Source organism: Mesorhizobium wenxiniae (assembly GCF_002284535.1).
GTDB classification, from domain to species: Bacteria; Pseudomonadota; Alphaproteobacteria; order Rhizobiales; family Rhizobiaceae; genus Mesorhizobium; species Mesorhizobium wenxiniae.
The window spans coordinates 489540-506991 of sequence record NZ_NPKH01000011.1; the positions used below are offsets into that span (position 1 = coordinate 489540).

Sequence of the window (17452 nt, forward strand, 5' to 3'; positions counted from 1 at the left end):
GCGGTGGATGCGTTCTCGCATGCCGATGTCCAGAACTGTCAGGAGTGCCATTGACTTCCGGCTGCGCGCACCGACATTCAGCGGATTGAACCAACAGTTCTCCTTTCAAGCAGCCGTTTTTTTCAGCCATGCCATCGATCATTTCCATTTCCGGGGTCACCAAGACCTACGCCACCGGTTTCAAGGCGCTGAAGGAGATCAACCTCGACATCGAGCGTGGCGAGATCTTTGCGCTGCTCGGGCCGAACGGCGCCGGCAAGACGACGCTGATCTCGATCGTCTGCGGTATCGTCAACCGCTCGTCGGGCACGGTCACCGTGGACGGCTACGATATCGGCCGGGATTATCGCGCCGCGCGCAGCCTCATCGGGCTGGTGCCGCAGGAACTGACCATCGACGCGTTCGAGACCGTATGGGCGACTGTCAGTTACAGCCGCGGCCTATTCGGCAAGCCAGCCAACCCCGCCTTCGTCGAGAAAGTGCTGCGCGACCTGTCGTTGTGGGACAAGAAGGACGCCAAGGCGATCACCCTGTCCGGCGGCATGAAGCGGCGGCTGATGATCGCCAAGGCGTTGTCGCACGAACCGAGAGTGCTGTTCCTCGACGAGCCGACAGCCGGGGTCGACGTCGAGCTGCGCCAGGACATGTGGGCGATGGTGCGCCGGCTGCGCGAGGATGGCGTCACCATCATCCTGACCACACACTATATCGAGGAGGCCGAGGCGATGGCCGACCGCGTCGGCGTCATCAATCGCGGCGAAATCGTGCTGGTCGAGGACAAGGCCGAACTGATGCGCACGCTCGGCCGCAAAAGGCTGTTGCTGGAATTGCGCAGTCCGCTCGCCACCATACCCGAGACGTTTTCGCGCTACGCGCTGGAGCTTTCGCCGGACGGTGATCGATTGACGTACACCTATGACAACCAGAGCGAACGGCCGGGCGTCGCCTCGCTGCTCCGCGACCTTGAGACAGCCGGCATCCAGTTCCGCGATATCGACACGCAAAACAGCTCGCTCGAGGAGATCTTCGTCAATCTGGTGAGGAAGGACGCATGAACCTGCGAGCAGTCTGGGCGATCTACAAGATGGAGATGGCGCGCGCCTTTCGGACCGTGCTGCAGAGCATCGTCTCGCCTGTCATCTCGACCTCGCTCTATTTCGTCGTCTTCGGCTCGGCCATCGGCTCGCGCATCACCGAGATCGACGGTATCAGCTACGGCGCCTTCATCGTGCCGGGGCTGATCATGCTGTCGCTGCTGACGCAGTCGATCTCCAACGCCTCCTTCGCCATCTATTTCCCGAAATTCGTCGGCTCGATCTACGAATTGCTGTCGGCGCCGGTGTCCTATCTGGAGATCATCATTGCGTATGTCGGCGGTGCGGCGACCAAGTCGATCATACTCGGCCTGATCATCCTGGCGACCGCGTCGCTGTTCGTGCCGCTGACTATCGAGCATCCGTTCTGGATGCTCTCCTTCCTGGTGCTGACGTCGGTGACCTTCAGCCTGTTCGGGTTCATCATCGGCATCTGGGCGAAGAGCTTCGAGCAGCTGCAGCTGGTGCCGTTGCTGATCATCACGCCGCTGACCTTCCTTGGCGGCAGCTTCTATTCGATCGACATGCTGCCCGGCATCTGGCGCACGGTGACGCTGTTCAACCCCGTCCTCTATCTGGTCAGCGGTTTTCGCTGGAGTTTCTACGGCAAATCCGACGTCTCGATCGGCATCAGCCTCGGCATGACCGTCGTTTTCCTGCTTATCTGCATAGCGATCGTCGCGTGGATCTTCAGGACCGGCTACCGGTTGCGGAACTGACCGGCTTACAGCACGCGGAGCCGTGGGCTAGGCCGGCATCGCCTGAAAGATTGCCCTGGACGGCGGTCGAATAGGCGAGCGAGAAATCGCCATGCCGGCGGACCAGCGCCAGGCGCTCGACATGGGTCAGCTCCTGCCGGGTGACCTTGGGCGCGGCGCCCTCGAGCAGGCGGTCGAAACGATTGCGCAAGGAGGGCATGGTCGAGATTCCGCGTGCCGCGCTTCGGAATTGGGATACCCGCAAGCCCGCGGGCTTCGAATCATTGGTGGCAGCGAGAATTGAACGGAAGCCGTTGGCAATTGGGAATAAATTGGCAAGGGGGCATAAAAAAGGAGGGGCTTCGGTCGAGCCAAAACCCCGCCTTCACGATTTACCAGGGAGCGCGATGATCTCTAGACCGCGATCTTGCCGCCGCCCTGCTTGGTGATGGCGACGACCGATGGCCGCACCGGCATGTCAGGCTTGAAGTCGGGCCAGCGGGTCGACAGGTCCTCGTAGTAAGAGGGACGGCCAAAAGCCTCCCAGTCTTCGCCGCCATCGGCCGGATGCTGGACCGCGACGAAGGCGGTCTGGTCGTCGGGCGTGAATAGCGGGCCACACAGTTCAGCACCGATCGGCACGCGGAAGAACAGCTTTGATGTCGCCCGCGCCTCGCCTTCGGTGTCGACCGCCCACAGGCCGTCGGTGCGGCCGGTGGCTTTCGGGCCCTGGCCGTCGGTCGAGACCCAGAGCCGGCCGGCCGCATCGATGGCGCAATTGTCCGGCATGCCGAACCAGCCATTGGCGGTGGTTGCGGTCGAGAAGGTGGCGCCGACTTCTGCCACCGAGGGATCGCCGCATTTCAACAGCACTTCCCATTTGCCCTTGGTGGCAGTGAAATCGCCACCATCCTCGACGATCTCGATAATGTGGCCGAAAGCGTTTTCGGCGCGTGGGTTGGCGGCATCGACCTGGTCCGTCTTGCGTTTAGAATTGTTGGTCAACATGACGTAGACTTTGCCAGTCGTCGGATTCGGCTGGATATCCTCGGGGCGGTCCATCTTGGTGGCCCCGAGCAGATCGGCGGCACGGCGCGTTTCGATGAGCACGTCGGCCTGGCTGGCAAAGCCGTTCTCCGCCGTCAGCGGGCCCTGGCCGAAGACGATGGGCAGCCATTCGACCGCCCCGTCCTCGGCGAATTTGGCGACATACAGCGTGCCGTCGTCGAGGAGATCCATGTTGGCGGCGCGGTCCTCGGCGTTGAACTTGCCGGCCGTGACGAATTTGTAGACATAGTCGAAGCGTTCGTCGTCGCCGAGATAGAAGACGACGCGGCCATCCTTGGCGACGATCGATTCAGCGCCCTCATGCTTGAAGCGGCCCATGGCAGTGCGCTTCCGCGGCACCGAGGTCGGATCGTTGACGTCGACCTCAACGATCCAGCCGAAGCGATTCGGCTCGTTCGGCTCCTTGCCGATGTCGAAGCGGTCGTAATGCGCAGCCCATTCATAGGCGCCTTCGGGAATCCCCAGGCGCTTGTAGTTGGCGGCTTCCTTGTGGCCTTCCTGCAGCTCGCCCGAGAAATAGCCGTGTATGTTTTCCTCGGCCATGACGTAGGTGCCCCAGGGCGTGACGCCGCCGGCGCAGTTGTTGACGGTGCCGAAGACCTTCGTGCCGGTCGGATCGGCACTGGTCTTGACGCGGTCGTGGCCGGCGGCGGGGCCGGACAGTGCCATCTCGGTGTTGGAGGTGATGCGGCGGTTGAGCTTGCCGTCGCGCACCACCTGCCATTTGCCTGATACCTTGCGGATCTCGACGATGGTGCCGCCATGCGCGGCCATCTCGATATCGACCTGTTCCTTGCTCAGCGGCGCCTGCTTGGCCTCGCCCTCGACGATGGTGACGAGGCCCGGGAACATCAGATGCGGATTGGTGTATTCGTGGTTGACCACCAGCAGACCATGCTCGGCCGAGCCGTCGATCGGGATATAGCCGACATAGTCGTTGTTGTAGCCGAATTGTCTTTCCTGGGCTTGGGCCGACTGTTTTGCCGGATCAAAGTCCGGCGAATCGGCGAACAGCGGATCGCCCCAGCGCAGCAGCACGTCGGCGTCGTAGCCGGCGGCGACATGATGCTTGTCATCGACGCCCGCCTCGACCTCGTCGAAGCTGAAGGCCGAGCCGCCGGCGGCGCGGGCATCGTCGGCGAGGATCAGCGCCAGCGGGCTGACCGTGGCGGCGATGGCGGTTGCCGCAAGCGATCCCTGCAGGAAACCACGGCGCGAGAAACGTGCGGCGATGATCTCGCCCATCGTCTGGTTGTCGGTGGGATTGGTTCCTGGCCCATCGTTTTCCTCGAGCAGGCTGGTGCGGAAATGGGTGTCGGGGGAGCGATGTTCTGTCATGGGCTTGCCTCTGGCTTCTTTGGGATGGCTTGAGCGTGCTGCTTGACTGACCGCGTATCGCCGGCAGATCACAGTTTGATGACGTTGCCGGCCAATTCCAGCCCCGATTTCGTGTCCATGATCAGCCTCGCTTGACCGCGACCGGCGCTTCGGAAACAAGATCTGCGGCAGGCGCGGAAGGACCGCGTCGAGAGGGACAAAAAGTGAGTTTCTGGGGACTGGGGCAGCTCGGCATTTCGACGGTGATCTTCCTGCTGGCAGCGACGGCGGCCAAGCAATGGGGGCTGGCGCCCAGCCTCGGCAAGATCGTCCTGACTCTGGCGCTCTACTCGCTGGGCAATCTGATCATGCTGAGGCTGATCCGTGAATTCGGCATGTCGGTGTCGTTCAGCCTGTCGGCGGTGATCCAGCTGGTGTCGGTGAACGTGGTGGCACTGGTGTTCTTCGGCGAGCGCGTCAATGCGTTGCAGGCGACCGGCATCGTGCTCGCCATCGCAGCGGTGGCGCTGATCACGCTCGGTCCCTATCTGCAAAGGCCGTAACAGCGAGGGCCGATGAAGAATACCGCAAGCAAGCTGCTCAACAGAATCGAATTCCCGGTGCTGCTGGCCGGACTGGTCATCGCCTGCGGACTGTGGGGGTTTGAGGAACTGATGGAGGTGGCGCGAGACACCACGCCGCACGCCTTCGATACGGAAATCCTGCTCGCCTTCCGTGAAGCGGGCCAGCCCGACAATCCGATCGGACCGCTATGGCTGGAAGGGGCGATGCGCGACATCACCAGCCTCGGCAGCGCCAGCGTGCTCCTATTGATCACGGCCGCCGTGATCGTCTATCTGCTGCTGATCCACAGGCCGGGACCAGCGTTTCTCGTCCTCGTCGCAGTGGCGGGCGGGCAGGCCCTGTCGAGCACGCTGAAGCTCGGAATCGACCGGCCGCGCCCCGATCTGGTCTCGCATCTCGCCGACGTGGCATCGCTTTCGTTTCCGAGCGGCCATGCGATGCTGTCGGCAGTGACATATTTGACGCTGGGCAGCATGGCGTCGCGCTTCCTGCCTGGGCGAACGACCAAGATCTATGTGCTGGCATTGGCGGTGCTGACGACCCTGCTGGTCGGCATCAGCCGCGTCTATCTCGGCGTTCATTGGCCATCCGACGTGCTGGCCGGCTGGTGCGCCGGCTTCGCCTGGGCGATGCTGTGCTGGCTGGCCGCATGGGCGCTACAGCGATGGCGTGGGCGGACCGACGGCGCCTGAACCGGCCGTTCAGAACGACGCTGTGCTAATTCTCCTCGAAGTTGCGGCGCTGGGGCCTGCTGTCCCAGCTGGCGCGCAGGCTTTGCAGGACGCAAACGGTCTGGTGTGCATGTCTGACATGTGCATCATGATGCTTGAACCATCACAATGATGGTATTATATATGGACCTGCAGACTCAGACGGGGTTTTAGCCAATGATCACTGCCGCGCAAATGCGCGCCGCAAGGGCGCTGGCCGGCATCGATCAGAAGGCGCTCGCCGAGCGCGCCGGGGTTTCGCTTCCAACCATCCAGCGCATGGAAGCGAGCGACGGCGTGGTCAGGGGCGTAGTCGACACGCTGATGAAGGTCATCCAGGCCCTCGATGAGGCTGGCGTGGAACTGATCGGCGAGAACCAGGCCAGCGAGCGCGGCGGCAGGGGCGTGCGCCTCAAGCCGATCGTGCCGAAGAACCCGCCAGGCTGAGTCGATAAAAAGTCGCGACGGCGACCGCCGACAGTCCTGCCGACGATCTCGCCGCCTTGGTTGTTATGCATGTCGTTGCCCCACTTTGAGCGACCTGCATCAGGAGCGGAAGGCAGTCCATGGATCGGCGGGCAATTCATCAACCGGCGCGGCCAACATTTTCCGAACTGTTCACGCCGAAACTGGTGACGGTGCTCCGCGAGGGCTACACATCAGAGCATTTCAAGGCCGATGCCATCGCCGGACTGACCGTGGCCATCGTGGCGCTGCCGCTGTCGATGGCGATCGCAATCGCGTCGGGCGTGACGCCGGAGCGCGGGCTCTACACCTCCATCATCGGCGGCTTCCTCGTCTCGGCGCTCGGCGGCAGCCGCTTCCAGATCGGCGGGCCGGCCGGCGCCTTCATCGTGCTGGTGGCGGCAACGGTGGCGCGGGTCGGTGTCGACGGGTTGCTGCTGGCGACGATGATGGCCGGCATCTTCCTGCTCGCCATCGGCTATCTCAGGCTTGGCACCTACATCAAGTTCATTCCCTATCCGGTGACCGTCGGCTTCACCGCCGGCATCGCCATCATCATCTTCTCCGGCCAGATCGTCGAGCTGTTCGGGCTGAAGCTTGCCGGCAAGGAACCTGGACCGCTGGTGCCGAAGCTGATGGCGATCGGCGAGGCGGCCGGCACGATCAATCTCGCCGCCACCTTCGTGGCCGTACTGACCATCCTCGCCATTGCCCTGATGAAGCGGTGGCGGCCGAAATGGCCAGCCATGCTGATCGCCATAGGTCTGGCTTCGCTTGTCGTAGCGCTGTTTTCCCTGCCTGCCGAAACGATCGGCACGCGCTTCGGCGGCATCCCGCGCAGCCTGCAAATGCCGGCCTTTCCGCCAATCAGCTTCGCCAGGGTGATCGACGTCCTGCCGGACGCCATAGCCTTTGCGCTGCTCGGCGCGATCGAATCGCTGTTGTCGGCCGTTGTCGCCGACGGCATGACAGGAAGGCGGCACCGCTCCAATTGCGAACTCGTGGCGCAGGGCTTTGCCAACATCGCGTCCGCCCTGTTCGGCGGCATCTGCACCACCGGCACCATCGCCCGCACGGCGACCAATGTGCGGGCCGGCGCGCATGGATCGGTTTCGGGCATGATCCACTCGGCCATCCTGCTTTCTCTGATACTGGTGGCGGCACCGCTGGCCAGCTACATCCCGCTGGCGGCACTGGCCGGCGTGCTGGCGGTGGTGTGCTGGAACATGTTCGAAAAGCAGGCCTTCCTCACATTGCTGCGGGCTTCGCGTGGCGACGCGCTGGTGCTGCTGGCGACCTTCCTGATCGTCATCTTCCGTGACCTCACCGAAGGCATCGTCGTCGGTTTCACCCTGGGCTCGATCCTGTTCATCGACCGCATGGCCAAGAGCATCGCCGTCGAGGCCGATCCGTCACTTGTGCAGGAGGATGTCGCCGACCAGGCCAGCGCCTACGATGCCAGCGAGGCCAGCGATGCCGACACCGTCGTTTACAGGATTTCGGGCGCCTTCTTCTTCGGCGCCGCCTCGACTGTCGGTGCGGTGCTCGACCGCATCGCCGACCAGCGCCGGAACTTCATCCTCGACTGCTCGGCGGTGCCGTTCTTCGATTCGACGGCGGCCAATGTCATCGAGGGCGCCGCGCACAAGGCCAGGCGCGCCGGCGTGCGCTTCATCATATCAGGCGCTTCGCCGCAGACACGTCGCATGCTGATCAACCACGGCGTCAAGCGGCCGCTGGTGACATACGCCGCCTCGATCAGGGATGCGCGGGCGCAACTGAAGGGCAAACCAGAGACGGATTAGCAACCAGGATTTGCCGGCCGGTATCCCATTGCTGAATGTCACTTTGATCCATGGCCGACACTCGACAGGTCAAAGGCTGTCATTCGAGAACGACCATAGGCGCGACTGTTGCGAGTATTGGAACACCGGGAGAGCCTTGGCGCTGCTGGCTGCTGGATCGAGCGGGCATCATGAAACCTTTTGATTTTTGGGCCGTTGTCGGCCGTATGTCCGAGGCGAAATCCAAACCGAGATCGGTCGACGGCGCCAGATCGCGCGAGGCCCAGACACCGCGTCAGGAGAAATCGAGCGAAGAGAAGGCATCGACTGCCGAAGCCGCGTCCGAGGTCGTCGGCGAAGCCGCGCCGCCGCCGGAAGCCGTCGAACCCGATCCACAGCTGACCCCCGAAGAGGCCGAGCGGGCGCGCAAGAAATATCTGCTAAGGCGTTTCTGGATCAGCGCGCGCGGTTACTGGAGCCGGCGAGGCGACAGTTTCGCCTGGCCGCTCACGATCGGGCTGTTGATCCTGATATGCGTCAATGTCGGTTTCCAGTATGGGATCAATGTCTGGAACCGCGCGATTTTCGACGCCATCGAGCAACGCAACGCCCGCACCATTTATTTCCTGAGCGCCGTGTTCGTGCCGCTCGTACTCGGAAGCGGAAGCCTTGTCGTAGCACAGGTCTATCTTCGCATGACGATCCAGCGCCGCTGGCGTTCGTGGCTCACCACATCAGTCATAGCGCGCTGGCTCGCCAACGGCCGGTATTATCAGCTGAACCTCGTCGCCGGCGACCACACGAACCCCGAAGCCCGCATCTCGGAGGATCTGCGGATTGCTACCGAATCGCCCGTCGATTTCATCGCCGGTGTCCTCAACGCGTTTCTGTCGGCCTCGACCTTCATCGTGGTGCTGTGGACGATCGGCGGCGCGCTGACCCTGCCGATCGGAGGTTCGAGCGTCACCATTCCCGGCTTTCTCGTCGTCACCGCGGTGATCTATGCCGCCATCACCTCCACCTCGATGGTGGTCATTGGCCGCCATTTCGTCCATCTCTCCGAGGAGAAAAATCAGGCGGAAGCCGAGTTCCGCTACACGCTGACGCGCGTGCGGGAAAACGGCGAGAGCATCGCATTGCTCGGCGGCGAGGAGGAGGAGCGCAGCGGCATCGACAAAACGTTCGCCTATGTGCTCGGGCAATGGGCGCTGCTTACAGGCCAGCACATGCGCACGGCGCTGGTGTCGCAGGGGTCGAGCCTGTTTGCGCCGGTCGTGCCGATCTTGCTTTGCGCGCCAAAATTTCTCGAAGGCAGCATGACCCTCGGGCAGGTCATGCAGGCTGCCTCCGCCTTCGCCATCGTGCAGGGCGCGTTCGGATGGCTGGTCGACAACTACCCCCGTCTTGCCGGTTGGAACGCCTCCGCGCGGCGCATAGCCTCGCTGATGATGTCGCTCGACGGGCTCGAGCGCGCGGAACAGAGCGACACCCTGGGCCGCATCCAGCACGGCGAAACCGAAGACGGTGCGATGCTCAGCCTGAACAATCTCTCCGTGTCGCTCGACGACGGCACCGGCGTGGTCAAGGAGACCGAGGTCGAGATCGAGCCGGGCGAGCGGGTACTGGTTTCAGGCGAATCCGGCACAGGCAAGAGCACGCTGGTGCGGGCCGTCGCGGGTCTGTGGCCGTGGGGCGGCGGCAGCGTCGATTTCCATGCCGACAGCCGGCTGTTCATGTTGCCCCAACGCCCCTATGTCCCGATAGGGACGCTTCGCCGCGCGGTCGCCTATCCCGCCCCCGCCGACAACTGGACGATTGCCGAGATCAACGTCGCCCTCGAGAAGGTGGGCCTCGATTATCTGAAGGGCAAGATCGAGGAAGACGCGCCCTGGGACCAGATCTTGTCGGGCGGCGAAAAGCAGCGGCTCGCCTTCGCACGTCTGCTCTTGCACAGTCCCGATATCATCGTGCTGGACGAAGCGACGTCGGCGCTCGACGAGAAGAGCCAGGACAAGATGATGGAGACGGTGATCCACGAATTGCCTGATGTCACCATCATCAGCGTGGCGCACCGCGCCGAGCTGGAAGCCTACCACAGCCGCAAGATCACCCTGGAGCGGCGCGAGGGCGGCGCGATTCTTGTCAGCGACATCGACCTTGTTTCGCGCAAGGGCAGACGGAACTTGCTCGCGCGCGCCTTGTGGGGCACCGGCGCTCCGATCGAAAAGCCGCATGAGTTGGAGTAAGGCGGCGCCATGCCAAAACTGAAATCCACCCGGTCTCCCCGGGGGACGGGTCAAGTATACGCTGTGGGAGGGAAGCCGTCGCGTCGTACGCACCACTTAAGCAATCAGGCATCGAGCGGGCGTCCGTAAGCCGGCGCCAGCGGCCAGGCAAAACCCCGCTATTCGGCGGCCTTGCCGCCCCACAGTCACGGCCCAGTGGTCGAACCCGTATTCCAGCGTCGGCTTGACTATGCGGAAAAGGGCGGCAGGTCGGTCTGACTGTCCCGAATTGCCCTTCGCAATTCGGTTGGCAATCCGGGTGAGAGGCTATTCGCTAAATGCAATAGCGCCAATCAGCCGCCGGGCGCGGCAGCGTCCTCCTGCGACGCAGCGGCCAGATCGTCGCGCGCCTTGCGCGCGAGTTTCCTTGTCGAGCGCCTGGGGCTGTCGCCGAACAGATCGGCGGCGGCGGCGAGACAGGTCTTTTTCAGGCTTTTCTCCGAGCGCTTCAACAGCTTGCTCAGGAGCCGCGTTTCTTGAGGAGAGCCGAGCGGCCGGTCGGCGGCATCGAGAAGCGTACGCAGGACGAACACATCATGCAGTTCGCCCAGTGTTTCGCCGAGTTCGTCGACCGCCTTGCGCCGGGCCTTGATCGGCATCGGCCACAGCCTTCCGAGCAACGAGAGATGCATGCCGTGGGTCTTTGCTGCCTTGCGCAGATCGTGGAAATCGTCGGCCCCGCCGCGGGAGCTTGCCTTGTCCAGCGCCTTTCTGGCGCGACGCAGAGTGATGCGGGCGCCTTCGGCAAGCACATCGGCGGCCTGTTCGGGCTGGTCGGGCAAGGCCAGCATATCGATCCGGCTGATGCCCTCCTCGCAAGCGGCAATCGCGGCAGTTATTGCAGCGTCGAGGCCGACACCGCCATGCAATTCGTGCTGACGCGCGACGAGCGTCTCGCGCACCGCATCGAGACCGCCGCCGGCGCTCTGTTCGGGAAAGCTTGCTGCCAGCCGGTCGATGGTTTCAACCAGCGCGGTCGCCTCGCGCGGACCGGCAAGCAGGGCTGCCACCTGTCGGTAGCACTGGTTCTCGGTCAGGCAGAACGTTTCGTCGCCGGAACGGACCAGGCGCAGCAAGGCACGCGCGTTCTTCAGCCGCTTGCGGCATTTGTGCAGCGCCTGCTCCGGCCTGTCATGCGCCGCGTCCAGGTGGACCAGCGCCTTGCCGATCTCCTCGGCGAGGATGCGCCTGACCTCCCCGGTCAACGGCAGGCGCGGATCGATGCGATAACTCATGCGGCGATCTCCGGAATCCCCCCGAGGGCGAGCGACGCGTTATAAAACCTCTGCTCGCCGGTAACTTCGCGGCCGAGCCAGTCTGGCAGCAGTTCGTCCGGCACGTCCTCGGGCGTCTCAAGCTCGGCAACCACCAGCCCCGCAAGCATCCCGCCGAAGACATCGACTTCATAGAGATGGCCGCGATGCCTAACATGGTGGCGTGTCTTCTCGATGACATGTCCGATCGCGAAGGCCTGCATCTCTTCCGCCTCCGCCAGAGGGATCGGATATTCGAATTCGTCGCGTTCGCGGACCTTGCTGCCGAATTTGAGCGTCAGCTTTGCCGAGGCGCCGTTGCTGACGCGCACGCGCACCGAGCGGTCCGGTGTGGCGGCGAGATAGAACTGGCGAATGCGGATGTCCCCTTCGACCAAATCCCGCCACTCATTGCCGGAGACCAGGAACTTGCGCTCGATTTCCTTGACCATGGTTTCGCACTAAAGCGCCTGCGGCTGGAGATGGCAAGGTGGACACGGCTTAGGGTTGACCTTAATCATTCGATTGATTAAATTGCTGATCATGGCCAAACTAACGAACGCCAAAATTCCACGTCGCGAGACGTCTCCCGCCGACATGACGCGCGCGGCACTTGTCCGCGCGGCGCTGAAGCTGTTCGGACGACAAGGCTTCGACGGGACCTCGACGCGAGAGATCGCGGCTGAAGCCAAGGCCAATATCGGCTCGATCGCCTATCATTTCGGCGGCAAGGAAGGGCTTCGCGCGGCAGCGGCCGATTATATCGTCGACACCATCCAGACCATTGCCGGCCAGGCGATCGGCAACCTGCAGGCGCCGAGCGATTCAGAGGCGGGCGACCCCGAAGCGGCGCGGGCACAACTGTTCACCGCTTTGGAGCGGATGGTGGCCTTCGTCGTGGCTAGGCCGGAGGCCGGTGAGATCGTGCAGTTCGTCCTGCGTGAACTTTCGCATCCGACGGCTGCACTCGACCGCATCTATGACGGCGTGTTCGAGCCGACGCATCGCCGGCTCTGCCTGGTCTGGGAGCAGGCGACGGGCGAGCCGGCCGAAAGCGAGGCTACCCGACTCACCGTGTTCACGCTGATCGGCCAAGTCGTCTATTTCCGCATCGGTCGCGAGGCGGTGATGCGCCGCATGGGCTGGCGCGCGATCGGCGACGCCGAGGCTGTCAAGATTGCGGCGACGGTGACGGATAACCTTGGGGCCATATTGGCCGCCCGGAAGGATCGTAGGTCATGAGTTTCCTCTGCTCTCTGCCGCTCGCCGCTCTGCTTTTCAGCGCCTGCGCACCAGCGGCACCACTCGCCGTCGGCTATGTCGAGGGCGACTATGTGCTGCTCGCGCCGATCGAGGTGGCGCAGGTGGAGACGATTTCGGTCAAGCGCGGCGACCGCGTCGTGCCGGGCACGCCGATGGTGACGCTGGAAAGCGCCGATGCAAGAATAGCCGTCGTGCAAGCCGAGGCGGCCCTTGCCCAGGCGCAGGCGCAACTTGCCGACCTGCAGGTCGGCAAACGGCCGGAAGAGATTGAGGTGCTCAAGGCGCAGGTCGACATGGCCAAGGCGCAGGCCGCCGACGCCAAACGCAGATACACCCGCGCCAGCGACCTGTTCAAACGCGGCACCGGCACGCAGGCCGATTTTGACACCGCCTCGGCCACTCTGGAGACAGCCAATGCGCAGGTCGGCCAGGCGGAAGCCAATCTCGCCGTCGGCGGCCTGCCGGCACGGCCCGAAACGATCAAGGCGGCCGAGAATCAGGTCAGCCAAGCGCAATCAGCGCTGGAGCAAGCGCGATGGCGGCTGTCGAAGCGCGTGCTGGCGGCGCCGTCGCCCGGCCGCGTCAACGATGTGATCCGCAATCCGGGCGACACGGCCGGCCCGACCGCGCCGGTCATTTCGATGCTGCCGGACGGCGCTGTGAAGCTCAGCGTCTATGTGCCGGAAAGTGCGTTCTCGTCGGTGAAAGTCGGCACGCTGCTTAATGTTCATTGCGACGGCTGCGGGCCGGACGTGAAGGCGCGCATCAGCTATGTGTCGCCGGACCCGGAGTTCACCCCACCGGTGATCTACTCGCTCGAGACCCGGCAGAAGCTGGTCTATCTGGTCGAGGCGCGGCCGGAGGGCGACTCCAGCGCGCTGCAACCGGGGCAGATCGTCGATGTCGATCTGGCGGATATCGGCAAATGAACGCCATCGATGTCCATGGCCTGGTCAAGCGTTTTGGTGACAAGACCGTCGTAGACCATGTGACGATGACGGTGGCCGAAGGCGAGATCGTCGGCTTCCTCGGCCCGAACGGCTCGGGCAAGACGACGACCATCCGCATCATGTGCGGCCTGCTGACGCCGGACGAGGGCGAAGGCACGGTGCTCGGCTTCGACATCCGCAGCGACAGTCTGAGAATCAAGCGTGAAGTCGGCTATATGACGCAGAAATTCTCGTTCTACGAGGATCTGACCATCGCCGAGAACCTTGAATTCGTGGCGCGGCTCTATGGGTTGAAGCCGCTTAACGAGCATGTCGGCAGGACGCTGGAAGATCTTGGCCTCACCTCGCGCAAGGACCAGTTGGCCGGTACGCTGTCCGGTGGCTGGAAGCAGCGGCTGGCACTGGCCGCATGCATCATGCACAAGCCCAGATTGCTGTTGCTCGATGAGCCGACGGCGGGCGTCGACCCGAAGGCGCGGCGCGAATTCTGGGACGAGATCCATAGGCTGGCCAGCGGCGGACTGACCGTTCTGGTCTCCACGCATTACATGGACGAGGCCGAGCGCTGCCACCGCATCAGCTATATCTCCTACGGCAAGATGCTGGCCACCGGCACGGTCGACGAGGTGGTCAGGAATGCCGGCCTGACGACCTTCGTCGTGCAGGGCCCGCAGCTCGATCGGGTTGCTGCCGCACTCAGCGGCCGCTCCGGCGTCGACCAGGTGGCGCCGTTCGGCGCGACGCTGCATGTCGTCGGCTCCGACAGGAAAGCGCTTAAGGCAGCACTTGCCGATGTCGAGAAACATCACAAAGGCGTCACGGTTTCGCCGGGCGAAACCAGCCTTGAGGATGTGTTCATCCAGTTCATGTCCGACTCGAAGGACAACATGGGATGAGAAGCGGGATAAACAGCGTCTTTTCCTTCGCCAGGCTCGGCGCGCTGCTGATCAAGGAGTTCATCCAGATGCGGCGCGACCGCATCACCTTCGCCATGATGCTGGGCGTGCCGCTGATGCAGCTCGTGCTGTTCGGCTACGCCATCAACAACGATCCGAAGAGCCTGCCGGCAGCCTTGGTGGCGATGAGCAGCGATCCCTACACGCGGGCCATGGTCTCGGCGCTGCAGACCACCGGCTATTACAGGTTCGACCATGTCGTGCAAAGTGCCGCCGAGGCCGAATTCCTGATGGCGCGTGGCGACGTCGCCTTCGTCGTCACCATTCCCACCGATTTTGCCCGGCGCGTCGAGCGCGGCGACCAGCCGCAAATCCTGATCGAGGCTGATGCGACCGACCCGGCGGTCGCCAGCGGCGCCATCTCGACGCTCGGCACCGTGGCCAACCACGCGCTGCTCCGGGCGCGCGGCATGCAGGAAACGGCCGCCGAGACCGCCCGAGGCCAGCTCGAGGTCGTTGTCCACCGACGCTACAATCCGGAAGGCATTTCGCAATACAACATCGTGCCCGGCCTGCTCGGCGTCATCCTGCAGATGACGATGGTGATGATGACCTCGATCGCGCTGACACGCGAGACCGAGCGCGGCACGATGGAGAATCTTCTGGCGATGCCCTCCAGCCCGCTCGAGATCATGCTGGGCAAGGTGCTGCCCTATCTGGTGGTCGGCGCCGTTCAAGTGGTGGTGGTGCTGGCGGCGGCCAAGCTGCTGTTTGGCGTTCCCTTCACCGGGTCGTTGTCACTGCTGCTATCGGCGGTTCTGGTCTTCGTGCTGGCGCTGGTGCTGCTCGGCTACACCATCTCAACGATGGCGCGCACGCAGATGCAGGCACTCCAGCTCACCTTCTTCTTCTTCCTGCCCTCGATCCTGTTGTCGGGCTTCATGTTCCCCTATCGCGGCATGCCTGGCTGGGCGCAGATCTTCGGCGAGATTCTGCCGCTGACGCATTTCCTTCGCATCATCCGCGCGGTGATGCTGAAAGGCGCCGACCTGCCGGCGGTCGCAACCGAAATCGGCTGGCTCGTCGTGTTCGTGGCGCTATTTGCCGGCGTGGCGCTGGTGCGGTTCCGCCGCACTCTGGACTAGTCCAGCTCAAGCAGCCTACGCAAATGGCCGAGATGGGTGGAGTGCGGAGTTCCAACGCGAACAGCAGCTCAGCTCACTTGGATGCATGATCATTCGGGTCGAGATTTATGCGGGTCTGGCCTAACCGGGACCGGCGGCAATTCAGGCGCGTCCAGTCCTTGGAAAGGATTGCGCCAGGCGTCGGTTTCTTCAAACTGACGATACCAGCGGCTGACAGAAGGATAATCGTCGAGCGGCAATCTGGCGACATCGTTAAAGGGCAGAAACGTCGCCATTCGAAAGTCGGCATAGGAAACCGACTTTTCGACCAGCCATTCTCGCTCGGAAAGCTCGGCCTCAAGTGTTGCAGCGGCCGTGCGGAAGTCTCTCAGCCCCTCTTCAACCCGGTGCTGATCAATCGGGCCGAGCCCAAACCGCTGTTTGGTCCCGCGTTCGAAATGCACGACGTCGCAAGCTCTCGCGAAGTTCTCCTTACCCCAACTGAGCCATCGGATCATCTCGGGTTCATCGTCGCCGGTGCGCCAGAGATCCGAATGCGCGTCGCGTGAAAGCCGGCAGGCTATGGCATCGGCCTCCCAGAGGCTCTTTCCCGAGCCCACAAGTATGGGCAATGAAAGATTTGGATTCAGCGGCCGAAATGGCTCAGCCTGCCCCGGAGCGAAGGGGGAGGCGAATTCAAACTCGACCTTCGCATTGAGATAGCGCGCTACCGCGACCGCAAGGCGGGGATTGGGATTGCGGCTGAAGTACAGCTTCATTGCATGTCAGTCCTTGAATGGTTCGACTGGACGCGCAGGAGCGCTATGACGCTTGGCATCGGAGCGAAGCCGGAACCGCTTGCCACCCTATGCCGCCGCCATGATCTCAGCATAGGTGCTGAAATCGACATTGCCGCCGGACAGCACCACGGCGACGCATTTGCCTGATAGCTCGATCTCGCCCGATGACAACGCGGCCAGCCCGACGCTGCCGCCGGGCTCGACCACCAGCTTGAGATGGGCCATGGCGTCGCGCATGGCCTGTGCCGCGGCACTGTCGGAAACGGCAATGCCGCCGGCGAGATTCCTGCGGTTGATCTCGAAGGTGATCGCGCCCGGCTCGGTGGTGAGGAGCGCGTCGCAGATCGAAGTGTGGCCGGGTTCGATCGAAACCCGGGCACCTTTGGCCAGTGAGCGACAGGTGTCGTCGAAATGCTCGGGCTCCACCGCCCAGATGGCGGTGGCCGGCGATGCGTCCTTGACCGCAATCGAGATGCCGCTGCTCAGGCCGCCGCCGCCGCAGGGAATGACAATGGCGTCGAGGCTCACGCCGAGCGCTTTCACCTGCGCCATCAGTTCGAGGCCGATCGTGCCCTGGCCGGCGATGATGGCGGGATCGTCGAATGGCGGGACCAGGACCATGCCCCTCTCCACGTACGGGCGAACCACCGTCATGCGGTCATCGCGGAAACGATCGAACGGCACCACTACCGCACCCATTTTCCTGACATTGCCGACCTTCATCGCCGGCGCATCGGTGGGCATGGCGATGACCGCCTTGACGCCGAACATCGCCGCCGACGCGGCGACGCCTTGCGCGTGATTGCCCGACGAAAAGGCCACGACGCCACGGCTGCGCTCCTCGTCGCTCAGCGACGACAGTTTGTTATAGGCGCCGCGGAACTTGAAAGAGCCGGTGCGCTGCAGCGTCTCCGGCTTGAACAGGATTCTGGCACCGAAGCGCTTGTTCAGCTCCGGCGATTCGATCAGCGGCGTTTCGACTATCAAGCCGGACAATCGCAATGCTGCGGCGCGGATATCGGCGATGCCGGGAGGGGTGGTCATGGGGAGGTCCTGCAGAATGAGATCGCCCATGGTGCACGGAAAACCAGGCCGCGCACCACTGTAAAAATGTGACCGTTACAATTCGCCTTTGGGCAGGAAAGGGGGGTGTGCCCATC

The 17452-nt window shown here is 63.4% G+C and carries 17 protein-coding genes; 11 read left to right on the top strand and 6 right to left on the bottom strand.

What is annotated here, in order from left to right; genetic code table 11:
- The first annotated feature begins 128 nt into the window (after positions 1-128).
- Together CIT31_RS04790 and CIT31_RS04795 are read left to right on the top strand one after the other, a co-directional pair.
- Positions 129-1055, top strand: coding sequence for an ABC transporter ATP-binding protein (locus CIT31_RS04790; RefSeq protein ID WP_029347888.1), 927 nt, complete (start codon positions 129-131; stop codon positions 1053-1055).
- A complete protein-coding gene (locus CIT31_RS04795) occupies positions 1052-1813 on the top strand; it encodes an ABC transporter permease (protein ID WP_065006435.1) in 762 nt (253 codons plus the stop codon). The genes CIT31_RS04790 and CIT31_RS04795 overlap by 4 nt, the downstream gene beginning before the upstream one ends.
- On the opposite strand, the gene CIT31_RS04800 is transcribed toward CIT31_RS04795, so the two are convergent.
- Together CIT31_RS04800 and CIT31_RS04805 are read right to left on the bottom strand one after the other, a co-directional pair.
- Positions 1785-2012 carry a hypothetical protein gene (locus CIT31_RS04800; protein ID WP_101918680.1) on the bottom strand — a complete coding sequence of 76 codons (228 nt, stop codon included), beginning with the start codon at positions 2010-2012 and terminating at the stop codon, positions 1785-1787. The genes CIT31_RS04795 and CIT31_RS04800 overlap by 29 nt on opposite strands.
- A gap of 194 nt (positions 2013-2206) precedes the next feature.
- Complete coding sequence (locus tag CIT31_RS04805; RefSeq protein WP_095517636.1) at positions 2207-4198, bottom strand: PhoX family protein; 1992 nt, start codon at positions 4196-4198, stop codon at positions 2207-2209.
- Between the two features lie 203 nt (positions 4199-4401).
- Here CIT31_RS04805 and CIT31_RS04810 point away from each other — a divergent pair, with 203 nt between their 5' ends.
- From CIT31_RS04810 to CIT31_RS04830, 5 genes are all read left to right on the top strand, one after another.
- Entirely contained in the window at positions 4402-4740 is a 339-nt protein-coding gene (locus CIT31_RS04810) for a hypothetical protein (RefSeq protein ID WP_095517737.1), read from the top strand.
- A gap of 12 nt (positions 4741-4752) precedes the next feature.
- Positions 4753-5454: a phosphatase PAP2 family protein gene (locus CIT31_RS04815; RefSeq protein WP_095517637.1), complete on the top strand. Its 702-nt coding sequence runs from the start codon at positions 4753-4755 to the stop codon at positions 5452-5454.
- A 195-nt stretch (positions 5455-5649) separates the two neighbouring features.
- On the top strand, positions 5650-5919 hold the full coding sequence (locus CIT31_RS04820) for a helix-turn-helix domain-containing protein (protein WP_095517638.1): 270 nt from the start codon (positions 5650-5652) through the stop codon (positions 5917-5919).
- 119 nt (positions 5920-6038) lie between these two features.
- Entirely contained in the window at positions 6039-7742 is a 1704-nt protein-coding gene (locus CIT31_RS04825; RefSeq protein ID WP_095517639.1) for a SulP family inorganic anion transporter, read from the top strand.
- 206 nt (positions 7743-7948) lie between these two features.
- Positions 7949-9967, top strand: a complete 2019-nt coding sequence (locus tag CIT31_RS04830; protein WP_095517640.1) for an ABC transporter ATP-binding protein/permease — start codon at positions 7949-7951, stop codon at positions 9965-9967.
- Between the two features lie 332 nt (positions 9968-10299).
- Here the strand turns inward: CIT31_RS04830 and CIT31_RS04835 are convergent, their stop codons facing one another.
- Positions 10300-11241 (bottom strand): CHAD domain-containing protein, encoded by a 942-nt coding sequence (locus tag CIT31_RS04835; protein WP_095517641.1) that lies wholly within the window; start codon positions 11239-11241, stop codon positions 10300-10302.
- Positions 11238-11711 (bottom strand): CYTH domain-containing protein, encoded by a 474-nt coding sequence (locus tag CIT31_RS04840; protein ID WP_095517642.1) that lies wholly within the window; start codon positions 11709-11711, stop codon positions 11238-11240. The genes CIT31_RS04835 and CIT31_RS04840 overlap by 4 nt, the downstream gene beginning before the upstream one ends.
- 91 nt (positions 11712-11802) lie before the next feature.
- Here CIT31_RS04840 and CIT31_RS04845 point away from each other — a divergent pair, with 91 nt between their 5' ends.
- From CIT31_RS04845 to CIT31_RS04860, 4 genes are read left to right on the top strand one after another with little or no spacing between them, the layout of a single operon-like run.
- Positions 11803-12501, top strand: coding sequence for a CerR family C-terminal domain-containing protein (locus tag CIT31_RS04845; RefSeq protein ID WP_095517643.1), 699 nt, complete (start codon positions 11803-11805; stop codon positions 12499-12501).
- Positions 12498-13451, top strand: coding sequence for an HlyD family secretion protein (locus tag CIT31_RS04850; RefSeq protein WP_095517644.1), 954 nt, complete (start codon positions 12498-12500; stop codon positions 13449-13451). Before CIT31_RS04845 ends, CIT31_RS04850 begins: the two co-directional genes overlap by 4 nt.
- A complete protein-coding gene (locus tag CIT31_RS04855; protein WP_065006443.1) occupies positions 13448-14368 on the top strand; it encodes an ABC transporter ATP-binding protein in 921 nt (306 codons plus the stop codon). Before CIT31_RS04850 ends, CIT31_RS04855 begins: the two co-directional genes overlap by 4 nt.
- Positions 14369-14376: 8 nt before the next feature.
- Positions 14377-15513 carry an ABC transporter permease gene (locus CIT31_RS04860; RefSeq protein ID WP_095517738.1) on the top strand — a complete coding sequence of 379 codons (1137 nt, stop codon included), beginning with the start codon at positions 14377-14379 and terminating at the stop codon, positions 15511-15513.
- Positions 15514-15602: 89 nt separating this feature from the next.
- Here the strand turns inward: CIT31_RS04860 and CIT31_RS04865 are convergent, their stop codons facing one another.
- Both CIT31_RS04865 and CIT31_RS04870 read right to left on the bottom strand, forming a co-directional pair.
- Positions 15603-16271 carry a glutathione S-transferase family protein gene (locus CIT31_RS04865; protein ID WP_095517645.1) on the bottom strand — a complete coding sequence of 223 codons (669 nt, stop codon included), beginning with the start codon at positions 16269-16271 and terminating at the stop codon, positions 15603-15605.
- Positions 16272-16358: 87 nt separating this feature from the next.
- On the bottom strand, positions 16359-17336 hold the full coding sequence (locus CIT31_RS04870; protein WP_065006550.1) for a threonine/serine dehydratase family protein: 978 nt from the start codon (positions 17334-17336) through the stop codon (positions 16359-16361).
- Positions 17337-17452: the final 116 nt, after the last annotated feature.